Genomic DNA, 12492 nt, shown 5'->3' with positions numbered 1-12492 from the left:
GGTGTGGGCAAAAGGGGGATTTTAGGCGGGTTGCGGGGTAGAATCCACTTTCTGCAAGAGGATTCTCACGATTGAAGGATTAACAGGATGGGACGGTTGACCTTGGTGGATGGGCGGGTGCTGGATTATCAGGTACGGCAATCAGCGCGAGCGAAATACATGCGGATGAATCTGTCGACTGACAAGGGGCTGGTGGTGACACAGCCAGTCGGGGTGAGTGAGCAGCAGTTACGTGACTGGATTCATAGCAAACTGGACTGGATTACGGACAACCTGCCCAAGGTGGAACGTTATACCGTACCCCTGGTGGATGCGCCTGCCCTGCCTGAATACCTTGAGTTTCCGCTCACGGGCGAACGTTTCCGGCTGGTGTATACACCCACCTCGCGCCACAATATTGCGGCGGATATTGGGGATGACGGCACACTGACTCTTTCCGGCGCGGTCAGTAACCCGGAACATTGCCGTTACGTGCTGCGCGAGTGGACGAAAAACTACGCCCGCTACCATCTGGGGCAGATGCTGCAACAACTGGCGACGCAGACCGGTCTGGGTTACGTCAGTTACAGTGTGAAGGGGCAAGAAACGCGCTGGGGAAGCTGTTCCACCCGTGGCAATATCAACCTCAACTACAAGCTGGTGCTGCTGCCGGTGGAATGGGTGCGTTACACCCTGATTCATGAGTTGTGCCATACGGTGGAGATGAACCATTCCACGCGGTTTTGGGCGCTGGTGGCGAAGTTTGCGCCAGACTACAAGGCGATCCACGCGCAGATGAAGGGCGCAATGCAATACCTGCCGGACTGGACGAAGGGCTGAGGCTTACATGCCGCCTGCCATGTCCATCTGCGAGAGAATCCAGCCGCCGAAGATGTCGCCGTTGGGGTTGGTGTCCTTGGGCATGGCGAGGGTGTGCAGGATCAGCACGTAATATGTGTGTATTGGCGTGAATTTGCTTGCTCTTCAAGTGAGTGTTCATAAAATATGGTATTGTCGCAATAAGCCAATCAGTATTCAGGAAAACCATGCCAACTGAAATCCGCTTTGGCGCATTTGTGCGCGAAATTACGCTTCAGCAGCAACAAATCTCCTACAACAACCTCACGCCCAAAGTGTGGCACGCCGCTGATGGCAGCGAAATTCCCTACCGCGCCCCCAAAATCCACCTACGCTGGATTGATGCTTACCGCCTGATTCAACCCTACATCAGCAGCCGCCTGATGGAACAAATGCAAGCCGTTGTCCCACTCGCGCTGTACCTCGTGCTGTTCCAGATTTTTGTGCTGCAACAAGGCGTCGCCGACGCTGGCTTGATTACCGGCGGCTTAGTCGCGGTAATTCTCGGCTTAATGTTTTTCATGGAAGGCTTAAAAGTTGGCCTGATGCCCTTTGGCGAAACACTCGGCAATACGCTCCCCGCCAAAGCCACTTTGCCGGTGGTACTCAGCATTGTCTTTCTGCTCGGTATTGGTGTCACCTTTGCCGAACCCGCCATTGGCGCATTGAAAGCTGCCGGGCAAATTGTGCAAGTCGAATCCGCTCCCTATCTCTACGCCATGCTCAACGAATGGGCAGAAGTATTGGTGTTAGGAGTCGGGATTGGCGTCGGTGCTGCCGCCATCCTCGGCACATTGCGCCTGCTCAATGGCTGGAGCTTGAAACCGCTGATTTACTTGTCACTCATCCCGATTATCGCCCTCACCGTTTTCATGCAATTCGACCCCGAACTCAGTAAAACCTTGGGGCTGGCGTGGGATAGCGGCGCTGTCACCACCGGCCCCGTCACCGTGCCGCTGGTGCTGGCATTGGGGATCGGCATTGCCGCCGCCGCTGGCAAAGGGCAATCCTCACTGTCAGGCTTTGGTATCGTCACCTTAGCCTCGCTATTCCCGATTCTCAGTGTGCAATTACTCGCGCTGTATCTCGCGTTCACCACCACGCCCGCCGGGATCATTGCCGCCGCCGCCCACGCCCAGCAAGCACTGGAACCGGCATGGTATAGCCAAACCCCGTGGCTGGAAATCATCGCTGGTTTACGCGCCATTGTGCCATTGGTGCTGTTTTTGCTGCTGGTCATGTGGGTAATCCTCAAGGAAAAACTCCCCGAACCCGGTCAAATCACTTACGGCATCGCCCTTGCGGTGATCGGCATGATCATGTTCAACCTTGGTTTAAGCTATGGCTTGGCGAAATTGGGCGGGCAAGCCGGCAGCCTGATTCCCGCCGCCTTTACCGCGATTGAAGCAGTGACGCATAGCCCGTTGTACAGTGCCATACTGGGTTTATCGCTGGCATTGTTGTTTGCGTGGTTGCTGGGTTTCGGGGCAACCTTGGCAGAACCCGCCCTCAATGCCCTCGGTCTGACGGTCGAAACGCTGACCAACGGTGCATTTCGCAAATCGGTATTGATGTATGCGGTATCATTTGGAGTGGCGTTTGGCATTGCCTTGGGAGTCGCGAAAATCATCTTCGGCTTCCCGCTGGCGTGGCTGCTGATTCCGGGTTATTTGCTGGCAGTTATCCTCACCCACCTGTCCAGCGAAGAATTCGTCAATATCGCCTGGGATAGCGCCGGTGTCACTACTGGCCCCGTGACCGTGCCACTGGTGTTAGCAATGGGGCTGGGCGTGGGCAATGCGGTCGATGCGATTGAAGGTTTCGGCATCCTCTCAATGGCGTCGATTTGCCCGATTATCTCGGTGATGCTCACCGGCTTGTGGATACGCTGGAAAGTCAACCGTAAGCAACGTTACTATGACCAAGCCCCCAAACACGCTTCCACCCAAGGTAAACCCGCATGAGCAAACGTGAAATTGTTGTCTTGACCGATGTCGCCCTGATCACTGCGATTGTGCAGCGCGGTCTGGCGGATGAAATCGTCAAAGCCGCCCAAGAAGCGGGCGCACAAGGGGCAAGCATCCACTACGCACGCGGGCGCGGGGTACGCGAACGCCTCGGCATTATGGGCTTAGCCATCGAAGCGGAAAAAGAAGTCATCAATATTGTGGTGTCCACCGACCAGCTCGACCGCGTGTTTGAGAAAATGTATTTAGCAGGCAAAATGGATACTCCCGGCATGGGCTTTATGTGGGTCACGCCGCTGGAAAAAGCCGCCACCTTCATTCCCCCCGAAATCGTCGAACGCCTCACCGATTATCCACGTCAAGGCTCATGAGTCCGCCCAACATGTTAAGCGTCACCCCTACCCTCATTTCGCAAAAAGTCATCACCTGTATCTTGCCCAAAGGTCGCGCTATGAAGGTAGCCAAAGCCTTAACCAAAGAACGCGGGCTGACCGCAGTGGACATTCATTACGCACGCGGCAATGGGCGTTTAACCCCGCTACGCTATCGCGGCATTGGCGAAACCTCGGAAAAAGAAGTGCTGACGGTCGCCATCCCCACCGAACAAGCGGACGAGGTGTTTGAATACATCTACGAACTAGCCGAGATCAATCGCCCGCACGGTGGCTTGATGTACATGCACAGCCTACTCGCCGCCACCCCTTATACGTTGCCGGAATTGCCCGAAGAAGAGGTGTAAATACCTTCTACTTCCACCATCAAATCAGAACGGCACACATCGCCTTGCAAATACAACACCGTAGGTTGGCTGAGCGTAGCCGCAGCCAAATACGCCGTCAAACGCTCCTGAATCTCAGGCAAACACGTCGCATCGTGCAAATACACTTTCAATTGCGTGAGGTCGCGCACCTGCCGCGCTGGCATTCCCAAGGTGGCATCGCCGTGACTCAGCAAGGCTTCGAGGTTGCGTAAGGTTTCTTCCAATTGCAGCAAGGGCTTGCCGATATGCAAGGTTTCATGCCCCACAATGCTGGTCGTGCCGGAAATGTAGATATGCTTGCCCTGCCCCCAGTCTTTGACGGTCGCCCGTGAAAACGCCGGGCTGACCGGGCCATATTGGCGCGGATAAAGGAAAGCACTGGTCTGGCGGGGGTTTTCCAGTTGCATCCCGGCACTTTTACCTGCGATGAAATACACTTGCAAACCGGCTTGTTGCGTGCCAATCGCCGTGGCAGCAGGTGGTGCATAATCAAAATTACCCCATTCATTTAACGCATCCTGCCTGCCTAAGCAAAAGGTTTGGTAACGGTTGAATTCGCCTTGAGGTGTCACAATTGCGGGAAAATAATTCCACATACGCAATAAACAGGGATAGCCCGCCTGCTGCAATAAGGCAAAAACGTGCTGGTAAGCGGTTTGGCTGGCAATCCGAAAATCGGGGAAATCGGCTTCTTCCAGCAACAAATGCCCGAATAACACCGTGCCGTTTTCGCTGTAGGTAATACTGGCATGTTTACCGTAATGCACCGGAGTAGGGCTTAGCCACAATTCTGTGTAACTCGTTGCTGTCAGCAAAGGCAAACCGACAGTGAACACTGGACGTTGTGTATCCAATATCACGGCTTTGGGCGCGAAACCAATAGCCGCCAGCACCTGTTGACCTTGCCCAGCGGCAAGCACGTCGGTATCCGTCAGCGTGGTGACAGTAAAAGGTGAGCTATCAGTGTGTGGTATTGCGTTGTTCACGTCATTGACATTCTGGCGTTACAAGGGCACATGTGAAAAAGGGCTGCAACTGTCAAGTTGCAACCCTTTTAAATTTGTTGGCTCCTCGAACTGGACTCGAACCAGTGACCCACGGATTAACAGTCCGTTGCTCTACCGACTGAGCTATCGAGGAACTGTCGGTGTTGAGGCGCGTATACTATAAGGCGAATGCACTTCGGTCAAGCAATTTTTTCAGCCGCATCACGTAATAATTCAACACCCGCGTTTTGCTTATGCGCATTTTCGCTAATCAGCCGCCGAAACGCCCGCGCTCCCTGCATTCCTTGGAACAAACCGAGAATGTGGCGGCTCATGTGGTTCAATGCCACACCCGCTGCTTGTTGCACCTGCACGTAATCCAAAAACGCTGCCAACACCGCTTTGCGATCCTGAAACGGATCATCTACCCCGTAAAGCGCTGAATCCACCTGCGCCAACAACCACGGATTATGATAAGCCTCGCGCCCCACCATTACCCCATCGACGTGCTGCAAATGCTGCTGGCATTGTTCCAGCGTGGTAATGCCGCCGTTGATAATAATCTCCAGATGCGGAAACGCTTGCTTGAGTTCATACACCAAGTCGTAACGCAACGGCGGAATCTCGCGGTTTTCCTTAGGGCTCAGCCCCTTCAGCCACGCCTTACGCGCATGAATAATAAACGTCTGGCAACCGGCTTGCGACACCGTGCTAACAAAGTGGTGCAACCCTGCGTAATCATCCTGATCATCAATGCCAATCCGGTTTTTGACCGTCACCGGAATATTCACGGCGGCTTGCATGGCGCTGACACATTCCGCAATCAAATCCGGTTCCGCCATCAGGCAAGCGCCAAACGCGCCTTTTTGCACCCGCTCGCTGGGGCAGCCGACGTTGATGTTTACTTCATCGTAACCATAACTTGCCGCCAGACGCGCACATTCCGCCATTTCCTGCGGCTCACTGCCACCCAATTGCAAGGCGACCGGGTGCTCTTCTTGATTGAAGCGTAAATGACGCTCAGGGTCGCCATGCAAGAGTGCGCCTGTTGTCACCATTTCGGTATACAGCACGGATTTTTTGGTCAATAAGCGGTGAAAATAACGGCAATGGCGGTCAGTCCAGTCCAGCATCGGCGCTACGGTAAATTTCCTGTTCAGCTTAGTCATATAATATTCTTATCTAAGAGCGACGCTGTTTATTTCGCTTAAAAAACAATCGAATCAATCGCACAACGGCACATTAAGCAAGGGGCTTTTATGTTGGATACAGAAGTTATCATGTATTTTATGATCGGGTTGGTCATTATCGGGATTCCCTCCTTCCTTTTCTACCGCATTGGCATGGATATTGGCGTCAACAAAGGCATCCGCAGGCAGTTAATTCGCGAACTGATGGCGAATGGCGTGCTGGAAGAAGCCGATATGTCGATCAGGGGTTCGCGCCATACTTGACTCAGCGGCAAGCCGCAAGGCGATGCTGCGGCTACGCTCAGCAACCAAGAGGGTGGCGACACTTCGACTTCGCTCAGTGGTCGAAGTGATTTATTGCTGGCAGATGGGGCAGAACCAAGTGGAACGTTGCCCTTGGGTGATTTGGGCAATGGGGTTCTGGCACACGACACACGGCAACTTAACCCGGTCGTAAACCTTCAACTCCAGCTTAAAATACCCCGGCGACCCGTCTTCACGTACAAAATCGCGCAGGGTTGTTCCCCCGCATTCAATGGCATAGGTCAGAATCTGGCGGATAGTTTGCGCAAGTTTACCGTAACGTTCGCGGGATACGCGCCCCGCCGCCAGCCGTGGGTCTATTCCCGCTAGAAACAGCGCTTCGTTGGCGTAGATATTGCCTACGCCAACGACAATGTGCGCATTCATAATGAATGCTTTCACGCTCACACTGCGGTTACGCGAACGTTCAAACAAATAATCCCCATCGAAACCCTCGTCCAACGGCTCCGGCCCCAATTCACGCAATAAAGCGTGTTGCAGCGGGTCATCCTCCACCCATAAAAACGCCCCGAAACGGCGCGGATCGTGGTAACGCACCGCCTTGCCACTGTCTAATACCAAATCAAAATGGTCATGCTTACGCGGCGCTAAATCCGCCTCCACAATCCGCAAACTGCCGGACATTCCCAAATGAATCAGCCCCACGCCCGCATCCGTATGCAGCAAAATGTATTTGCCCCGCCGTGTCAGCTCATGCACCACCTGCCCTGCCAATGCGCTAACCGCATCCGGAACAGGCCAGCGTAATTTAGGCTGGCGGATACACACGTTCTTCACCGTATTCCCCTTTAACCAAGGTTCAATGCCACGGCGGGTGGTTTCGACTTCGGGCAATTCAGGCATCGCACATCCTTTCTATGGTCAACATTAGGGGCGTATGGTATACCTTCAGCCTCTACTAAGGAGGACTCCCATGAAAAAAGAAACATTATCCATCCACGCTGGCTATACCACCGACCCGACCACCAAGTCGGTCGCTGTGCCGATTTACCAAACCGTGGCTTACGAGTTTGACGATGCCCAACACGGCGCGGATTTATTCAATCTGGCCGTACCCGGCAATATTTACACCCGCCTGATGAACCCCACCAATGACGTGTTGGAAAAGCGGGTCGCCGCACTCGAAGGCGGCATTGCGGGCTTAGTCGTCAGTTCCGGCATGGCAGCCATCAATTACGCCATTCTCAATATCGCCGAAGTGGGTGATAATATTGTCGCCACCCCGCAATTGTACGGCGGCACGTACACGCTATTTGCACACATGCTCCCCAAGCAAGGCATTGAAGTCCGCTTTGCCGAAAACGACAGCCCCGAAGCCATCGAAAAGCTGATTGATGCCAAAACCAAAGCCGTGTTCTGCGAAACCATCGGCAACCCAGCGGGCAATATCGTCGACCTCGAAGCGATTGCCAGCGCCGCGCACAAACACGGCGTCGCCGTCATCGTCGATAACACCGTGGCAACCCCGATTTTGTGTACGCCAATTGATTACGGCGCGGACATCGTGGTTCACGCCCTCACCAAATACATCGGCGGTCACGGCAATTCACTCGGCGGCATTATTGTCGATTCCGGCAAATTCCCCTGGGCTGAAAACAAAGAACGCTACGCCGCCATTAACAGCCCCGAACCCTCTTACCACGGCGTGGTGTATACCGAAGCCTTGGGGCCTGCCGCCTACATCGGTCGCGCCCGTACCGTACCGCTGCGCAATACCGGCTCGGCACTCTCGCCCTTCAACGCCTTCCTGATTCTGCAAGGCTTGGAAACGCTGGCATTGCGCATGGAACGCCACTGCGATAATGCCATTGCCGTCGCCAATTACCTGAAAAATCATGCCAAGGTCGAGTGGGTGAATTTTGCCGCCCTGCCCGATGACCCGTATCATGCACTGGCGTTGAAATATTTCGACGGCAAGCCCGCGTCACTGATGACGTTTGGGATCAAAGGCGGATTTGATGCCGGGGTGAAATTTTACGACCAGTTACAGATGATCAAACGGCTGGTGAATATCGGCGATGCAAAATCACTGGCTTGCCACCCCGCCTCCACCACGCACCGCCAATTGACCGAAGCGGAACAATTGCGAGCAGGTGTCAGACCTGAAACCATCCGTTTGAGCGTTGGCATTGAACACATTGACGACATTATCGCCGACCTCGAACAAGCCTTTGCAAGCGTATAACGACAAACCTTAATCAATCACTCAAGGAGATTTTCCAATGGCAACTATCACCTTACAAGGCAATCCGCTGGAAACCTGCGGCGAACTGCCCGCCGTAGGCAGCGCAGCCCCTGCGTTTACCCTGACCAAAACTGACCTGTCTGACGTTACCCTGCAAGACTTTGCAAGCAAAACCGTGATCCTCAATATCTACCCCAGCGTTGACACGGGCGTTTGTGCCGCATCCACCCGCAAGTTCAACGAACTCGCCAGTGGCAAAACCGATGTCGCGGTCTTGTGCGTATCGGCTGACCTGCCGTTTGCGCATAGCCGTTTCTGTGGCGCGGAAGGCTTGGACAATGTGGTGTCCCTCTCCGACTTCCGCAACAAGGATTTTGGCAACGCTTACGGCGTAACCATTACCACTGGCGTGTTAGCTGGCTTGCTCTCCCGCGCTATCGTGGTCATTAAAGACGGCATGGTCACTTACACCGAACAAGTGCCAGAAATCGCGCAAGAACCAAACTACGCCGCCGCCCTCGCCGCAGTATAAATATCAATCAGATAGCAGCAGAAATTCGTAATCTTGACTAGACTCGTATCAGCCCCTTATTGCAGGAACTGATATGAAAACCAAGCTTGCGCTGCTGCTATCCCTCTTACTGGGCATTAGCGTTACCACCCCCGCGATGGCTGCTGAATGCACTTCATCGTTTTATTGCTACGGCAATACTGCCAATTCGGTCAGCAAGATTGTGACACGCCCGCCGCCCATTCCACCGCCAAATCGACGGGTAGTACAGCAGCGCCAACAAGCACAGTTGGCATTGCGTAATCACCCGACCACTACGCCGCAGCGTATTGCCGCACCACCTGCTCCCGCTCCACAAATGCGGATTGCACCACGTCCAATGGCTGCACCTGCTCCCGCAGCCCCTGCCAATAGCTGCCAAAATGCAGCGAATCGTGCGGCGAAAATTGAAAGCCAAGCGGTACTTGCATCAAAACGCAACGACCGGCAAACATCCGTCAGATTGTTCAGGGAAGCGGCGAACCTACGCCAAGCTTGCCGTTAACGCTCAATGAAAAAGCCGGAACACGTCCGGCTTTTTCATTTCAGAGCAAGCAGTCACCTATTGGTATGACCTACTTTCTGATTGTTCAGTATTAGTGTTGAACCCGCAGTCTCTGGACTTCTTCCAGTGATGAGCCTGCAATACGAGCAATATCAGCCTCCGGGATTACGCCCAGTTGTAGCAAACTGCGTGCGACTTCTTGAGCTTTTTTGAATTCGCCTTCTTTACGACCTTGTTCGATGCCCGTGTTGGTTTCCCTTTGAAATCACACAGAAGGCGTTCCGCAATAGTTTCTTGGGTAATACCTGCGGCTTCTCTCGCTTGCCGTAGCAGAACGCCTATTTTGAAGGACTGATAGCCATTGTCAAAATTGTCTGCGAATGTAGCATCGCGTTGTTGGTGTTTGCTGATGTACTTTTTTAAGTCGCTCATGCTTTTTTCTCCAAATAGTCTTGTTTACGCTCCTCTGCCAAGACAATTTCAGCGTTGGGTGTTTTCTGCGTTTTCTTTTGAAGTGACTTTTTGGGCTTGCTTGCTGGTAAGGCTGTCCAAGAATTCCTCTATCGGGGATTCACCGGATGGCGTTTTGTAAAAGTGGATTTCTCTCATGGATGCAATGTTGACCTACAAGTGAACTTTTGGTGGGCCCCACAACTGTTTCATCCAAGAAAAAGCCGGAACACATCCGGCTTCTCCCTTTCCATCAAATGGTCACAGTGCCTACTGGCACGACCAGCTTACCGACAGTTCATGCGGAAACCGCTATACTGCCTTCATCGCTGCAAATAAACTATCGACCGTATAGCTTTGCTGCCATGCCTGACGGTCAACGGTGTAATTGCCGTAGCCTTTATCGTATTGCTGCATGAAACGAATTAGACCAACCACGCCTAGGCTGTTGCGTAACGCTTGCAATGCCTGAAGCTGGATTTCGTGTTCTGTTTGGTAACTTCTTGCGCCACTCATGGTAAAACCTCTTCTAGCCATTGCAGGGGGTTCAGCACTTTGACCTGTAAACCGGGGATTTGTTGTGCTTTTTTCAAAAATCGGTCATCGGTAGTTAGAAAAATATCCACTTTCCCCTCTGCGCTTGCCAAGTGGAAAGCGTCAAACGCTTGTATACCAGCGGCTTGGTAGTGGCTTGCCTGTTGCTTGACTACTTCGGTTAGTGAGATGGTTTCACTGGCGAGTTGTGCCATCAATTGCAGGATGTTACTGCGCTGAACCTCTGGGGCATTGTTGATTTCAAACGGCAGTACATCGCTACTCACCAACGTCCAACTGCCGTCCTCGCACAAGGAAAGGATCGTTTTCACCGCCTCGGCTTCCAAATGAATACGTGGGTTAGCCTGATCAACGAACTGTCATCAAGAAAATGTGCCACAAAATGGCAGTCCAGCACCAACGAGCGGCATCAGACTTCACTCCGTATTTGCATCTCTTCACGGATGATTTTGCGTAGCAGTCTTTCCAATACCGATTCGCCTTGGTGCAAGTAATCACGCAATACCTGATTGATAGCAGTCTGATAGCCAATGCCTTGCTCCTCAGCCTGTGTACGGAAAGCTGCCAGCACATCATCATCCACGTACATGGTGATGCGGGTTTTGCCGCCTTGTGCTTGTAACTTTGCTAAGTGGGGAACTTCGCTGGCGGGTTTAGATTGGCTGAAGTCGTATTCGTTACGCATATAGTGTCGCCTCGCGTGCGGTTGCTTTCCGCGCTGAAATAATTCTGATCACATCATCTTCGTCACGATACGCATAGATCACCAACAAAATCCGGCGGCTGTTACTCATTCCGATCAGGATATAACGCTCTTCTCCTTCGCAATCGGGGTCGGAGATTACCCGTGCCAATGGGTCATGCAGGCTTTCAACAGCCTCCTCAAAACTGACTTTGTGCTTTTTCAGGCTTTGCGTGGGTCGTATTCGATTCTCATGCTCTAACTATACATACAATATGCAGATACTGGAACACTCCAACACAGCAAAGAAAAAGCCGGAACACGTCCGGCTTTTTCGTCTCAGGGCAAGCAGCCACCTACTGGCACGATCAACTTACCCTACCCGTGTGAGCGCAATTCCTGTTGGATCGTTTGCCTGACGACATCTTCCAACCCTTGCCCTTGGATAAACTGCTTCAACGCTTCGTTCATCATGTTTTGGTAGCTGCCACCCGTTAGGGCTGCACGCGCTTTGAAGGCTGCCAAGATGCTGTTGTCAACACGCATGGTAATACGGCTTTTGCCACCAGACTCCGCTTGTAATTTCGCCAAAGCAGGTATTTTTTCTACAGGTTTGGCATCAGCGAAGTCGTAATCTTTGAATTTGTCGTACATATCATCTGAATTGGTTTGCATAAATCTTCTAGGGGCTATGCTTGCTGCATATCCACGTCTGCAAAATTGTTGATGTTGACTGAGCCATCAGGAAAACGTGCCACAATGTCGAGCTGCCCACCCATTGCCTCAATGTGGCTGCGCAAGGTTGAGATGTACATATCCGTGCGTCGTTCCAGTTTGGCGATAGCGGGTTGCTGCACCTGGAGGATGTCTGCCAGCGCTTTTTGCGACAAGCCACGGGCGCGGCGCAATTCGTGTAGCGGCATGGCTGCCAGTAGGGTTTGCAGCTTAACCTCTGCCTGAGCGAGTGCTTCAGGGGGCATTTTGGCTGCTAATTCAGAAAATTTCTTAGCCATTGAGTAAACCTTCCTTCCGTAACTCATCTAAATGTTCATCATACAAACGGTCGGCTATCGGCACATGCACGTCATACCAACGCTTATCACCTGTTTTATCACCACCAATCAGCAGAATGGCGCAGCGGCGAGGGTCAAATGCATACAATGTCCGCAACGGATGACCACCGTGTTGTGTCCGCAATTCGCGCATGTGGGAATGTTTTGAACCGTTGATACCACTGCTATGAGGGAATGGCAGTCCAGCACCAAACATCTCTAGCAAATCAACCGACGCTTTGACGGAAACTTGCTCTGCTTGTGCAAGACTATCCCACCATTCACCAAACTCATCGGTGTATTCAACTTGCCACGTCATAGTGCCTCAATCATTAAAATATTCCCTGAGCGGAATGTTTTCAGGCTACAACATTCCACCTTGACTGACAAGAGGGTATCCGAGCTTATCCAAGGAAAAGCCGGAACACGTCCGGCTTTTCCTTTAGGTC

19 protein-coding genes and 1 tRNA gene are annotated in these 12492 nt (G+C 52.7%); 8 read left to right on the top strand and 12 right to left on the bottom strand.

Going from position 1 to position 12492, the window contains the following annotated elements; all coding sequences use genetic code 11:
- Positions 1 to 87: 87 nt before the first annotated feature.
- The 4 genes from QJT81_19115 to QJT81_19100 all read left to right on the top strand — a co-directional run bounded on the left by QJT81_19115 (position 88) and on the right by QJT81_19100 (position 3543).
- Positions 88 to 819 carry a SprT family zinc-dependent metalloprotease gene (locus tag QJT81_19115; protein WGZ93872.1) on the top strand — a complete coding sequence of 244 codons (732 nt, stop codon included), beginning with the start codon at positions 88 to 90 and terminating at the stop codon, positions 817 to 819.
- 206 nt (positions 820 to 1025) lie between these two features.
- Complete coding sequence (locus QJT81_19110; protein WGZ93871.1) at positions 1026 to 2801, top strand: DUF1538 domain-containing protein; 1776 nt, start codon at positions 1026 to 1028, stop codon at positions 2799 to 2801.
- Positions 2798 to 3175 (top strand): P-II family nitrogen regulator, encoded by a 378-nt coding sequence (locus QJT81_19105; GenBank protein ID WGZ93870.1) that lies wholly within the window; start codon positions 2798 to 2800, stop codon positions 3173 to 3175. Before QJT81_19110 ends, QJT81_19105 begins: the two co-directional genes overlap by 4 nt.
- Before the next feature lie 11 nt (positions 3176 to 3186).
- Entirely contained in the window at positions 3187 to 3543 is a 357-nt protein-coding gene (locus QJT81_19100; protein WGZ93869.1) for a hypothetical protein, read from the top strand.
- Here QJT81_19100 and QJT81_19095 read toward each other — a convergent pair.
- The 3 genes from QJT81_19095 to dusA all read right to left on the bottom strand — a co-directional run bounded on the left by QJT81_19095 (position 3507) and on the right by dusA (position 5719).
- Entirely contained in the window at positions 3507 to 4550 is a 1044-nt protein-coding gene (locus QJT81_19095; protein WGZ93868.1) for a hypothetical protein, read from the bottom strand. The two genes, QJT81_19100 and QJT81_19095, sit on opposite strands and share 37 nt — an antisense overlap.
- Positions 4551 to 4628: 78 nt before the next feature.
- Positions 4629 to 4704, bottom strand: a tRNA-Asn gene (locus QJT81_19090).
- Between the two features lie 46 nt (positions 4705 to 4750).
- On the bottom strand, positions 4751 to 5719 hold the full coding sequence (gene dusA, locus QJT81_19085) for a tRNA dihydrouridine(20/20a) synthase DusA (GenBank protein ID WGZ93867.1): 969 nt from the start codon (positions 5717 to 5719) through the stop codon (positions 4751 to 4753).
- 90 nt (positions 5720 to 5809) lie between these two features.
- Here dusA and QJT81_19080 point away from each other — a divergent pair, with 90 nt between their 5' ends.
- Positions 5810 to 6004 carry a hypothetical protein gene (locus QJT81_19080; GenBank protein ID WGZ93866.1) on the top strand — a complete coding sequence of 65 codons (195 nt, stop codon included), beginning with the start codon at positions 5810 to 5812 and terminating at the stop codon, positions 6002 to 6004.
- A gap of 90 nt (positions 6005 to 6094) precedes the next feature.
- On the opposite strand, the gene mutM is transcribed toward QJT81_19080, so the two are convergent.
- A complete protein-coding gene (gene mutM, locus QJT81_19075; GenBank protein ID WGZ93865.1) occupies positions 6095 to 6907 on the bottom strand; it encodes a bifunctional DNA-formamidopyrimidine glycosylase/DNA-(apurinic or apyrimidinic site) lyase in 813 nt (270 codons plus the stop codon).
- A gap of 70 nt (positions 6908 to 6977) precedes the next feature.
- Between mutM and QJT81_19070 the strand changes: the two genes are divergently transcribed.
- From QJT81_19070 to QJT81_19060, 3 genes are all read left to right on the top strand, one after another.
- Positions 6978 to 8249 (top strand): O-acetylhomoserine aminocarboxypropyltransferase/cysteine synthase, encoded by a 1272-nt coding sequence (locus QJT81_19070; GenBank protein WGZ93864.1) that lies wholly within the window; start codon positions 6978 to 6980, stop codon positions 8247 to 8249.
- A 37-nt stretch (positions 8250 to 8286) separates the two neighbouring features.
- Positions 8287 to 8781 (top strand): thiol peroxidase, encoded by a 495-nt coding sequence (gene tpx / locus QJT81_19065; protein ID WGZ93863.1) that lies wholly within the window; start codon positions 8287 to 8289, stop codon positions 8779 to 8781.
- A gap of 73 nt (positions 8782 to 8854) precedes the next feature.
- Entirely contained in the window at positions 8855 to 9304 is a 450-nt protein-coding gene (locus QJT81_19060; GenBank protein ID WGZ93862.1) for a hypothetical protein, read from the top strand.
- Positions 9305 to 9469: 165 nt separating this feature from the next.
- Here the strand turns inward: QJT81_19060 and QJT81_19055 are convergent, their stop codons facing one another.
- From QJT81_19055 to QJT81_19020, 8 genes are all read right to left on the bottom strand, one after another.
- Positions 9470 to 9736 (bottom strand): hypothetical protein, encoded by a 267-nt coding sequence (locus QJT81_19055; GenBank protein WGZ93861.1) that lies wholly within the window; start codon positions 9734 to 9736, stop codon positions 9470 to 9472.
- Positions 9737 to 10066: 330 nt separating this feature from the next.
- Positions 10067 to 10270, bottom strand: a complete 204-nt coding sequence (locus tag QJT81_19050) for a hypothetical protein (protein WGZ93860.1) — start codon at positions 10268 to 10270, stop codon at positions 10067 to 10069.
- Complete coding sequence (locus tag QJT81_19045; GenBank protein WGZ93859.1) at positions 10267 to 10620, bottom strand: hypothetical protein; 354 nt, start codon at positions 10618 to 10620, stop codon at positions 10267 to 10269. The genes QJT81_19050 and QJT81_19045 overlap by 4 nt, the downstream gene beginning before the upstream one ends.
- A 98-nt stretch (positions 10621 to 10718) precedes the next feature.
- On the bottom strand, positions 10719 to 10994 hold the full coding sequence (locus QJT81_19040; GenBank protein ID WGZ93858.1) for a BrnA antitoxin family protein: 276 nt from the start codon (positions 10992 to 10994) through the stop codon (positions 10719 to 10721).
- Entirely contained in the window at positions 10987 to 11163 is a 177-nt protein-coding gene (locus QJT81_19035; GenBank protein WGZ93857.1) for a BrnT family toxin, read from the bottom strand. Before QJT81_19035 ends, QJT81_19040 begins: the two co-directional genes overlap by 8 nt.
- 206 nt (positions 11164 to 11369) lie before the next feature.
- A complete protein-coding gene (locus QJT81_19030) occupies positions 11370 to 11666 on the bottom strand; it encodes a BrnA antitoxin family protein (GenBank protein ID WGZ93856.1) in 297 nt (98 codons plus the stop codon).
- A gap of 14 nt (positions 11667 to 11680) precedes the next feature.
- Complete coding sequence (locus QJT81_19025) at positions 11681 to 12004, bottom strand: XRE family transcriptional regulator (protein ID WGZ93855.1); 324 nt, start codon at positions 12002 to 12004, stop codon at positions 11681 to 11683.
- The gene (locus QJT81_19020; protein ID WGZ93854.1) at positions 11997 to 12362 is read right to left on the bottom strand and encodes a type II toxin-antitoxin system RelE/ParE family toxin; all 366 of its coding nucleotides are present in this window, start codon (positions 12360 to 12362) and stop codon (positions 11997 to 11999) included. Before QJT81_19020 ends, QJT81_19025 begins: the two co-directional genes overlap by 8 nt.
- Positions 12363 to 12492: the final 130 nt, after the last annotated feature.

The sequence above is a fragment of the Candidatus Thiothrix putei genome, assembly GCA_029972225.1.
GTDB classification, from domain to species: Bacteria; Pseudomonadota; Gammaproteobacteria; order Thiotrichales; family Thiotrichaceae; genus Thiothrix; species Thiothrix putei.
This window is presented reverse-complemented; position numbering and strand designations above follow the sequence as displayed.

Excerpts from the sequence above, each read along its gene's own strand:
- QJT81_19115 (WGZ93872.1), top strand. The coding sequence starts at position 88 with ATGGGACGGTTGACCTTGGTGGATGGGCGGGTGCTGGATTATCAGGTA.
- QJT81_19110 (WGZ93871.1), top strand. The coding sequence starts at position 1,026 with ATGCCAACTGAAATCCGCTTTGGCGCATTTGTGCGCGAAATTACGCTT.
- QJT81_19105 (WGZ93870.1), top strand. The coding sequence starts at position 2,798 with ATGAGCAAACGTGAAATTGTTGTCTTGACCGATGTCGCCCTGATCACT.
- QJT81_19100 (WGZ93869.1), top strand. The coding sequence starts at position 3,187 with ATGTTAAGCGTCACCCCTACCCTCATTTCGCAAAAAGTCATCACCTGT.
- dusA (WGZ93867.1), bottom strand. The coding sequence starts at position 5,719 with ATGACTAAGCTGAACAGGAAATTTACCGTAGCGCCGATGCTGGACTGG.
- QJT81_19080 (WGZ93866.1), top strand. The coding sequence starts at position 5,810 with ATGTTGGATACAGAAGTTATCATGTATTTTATGATCGGGTTGGTCATT.
- mutM (WGZ93865.1), bottom strand. The coding sequence starts at position 6,907 with ATGCCTGAATTGCCCGAAGTCGAAACCACCCGCCGTGGCATTGAACCT.
- QJT81_19070 (WGZ93864.1), top strand. The coding sequence starts at position 6,978 with ATGAAAAAAGAAACATTATCCATCCACGCTGGCTATACCACCGACCCG.
- tpx (WGZ93863.1), top strand. The coding sequence starts at position 8,287 with ATGGCAACTATCACCTTACAAGGCAATCCGCTGGAAACCTGCGGCGAA.
- QJT81_19060 (WGZ93862.1), top strand. The coding sequence starts at position 8,855 with ATGAAAACCAAGCTTGCGCTGCTGCTATCCCTCTTACTGGGCATTAGC.
- QJT81_19055 (WGZ93861.1), bottom strand. The coding sequence starts at position 9,736 with ATGAGCGACTTAAAAAAGTACATCAGCAAACACCAACAACGCGATGCT.
- QJT81_19050 (WGZ93860.1), bottom strand. The coding sequence starts at position 10,270 with ATGAGTGGCGCAAGAAGTTACCAAACAGAACACGAAATCCAGCTTCAG.
- QJT81_19040 (WGZ93858.1), bottom strand. The coding sequence starts at position 10,994 with ATGCGTAACGAATACGACTTCAGCCAATCTAAACCCGCCAGCGAAGTT.
- QJT81_19030 (WGZ93856.1), bottom strand. The coding sequence starts at position 11,666 with ATGCAAACCAATTCAGATGATATGTACGACAAATTCAAAGATTACGAC.
- QJT81_19025 (WGZ93855.1), bottom strand. The coding sequence starts at position 12,004 with ATGGCTAAGAAATTTTCTGAATTAGCAGCCAAAATGCCCCCTGAAGCA.
- QJT81_19020 (WGZ93854.1), bottom strand. The coding sequence starts at position 12,362 with ATGACGTGGCAAGTTGAATACACCGATGAGTTTGGTGAATGGTGGGAT.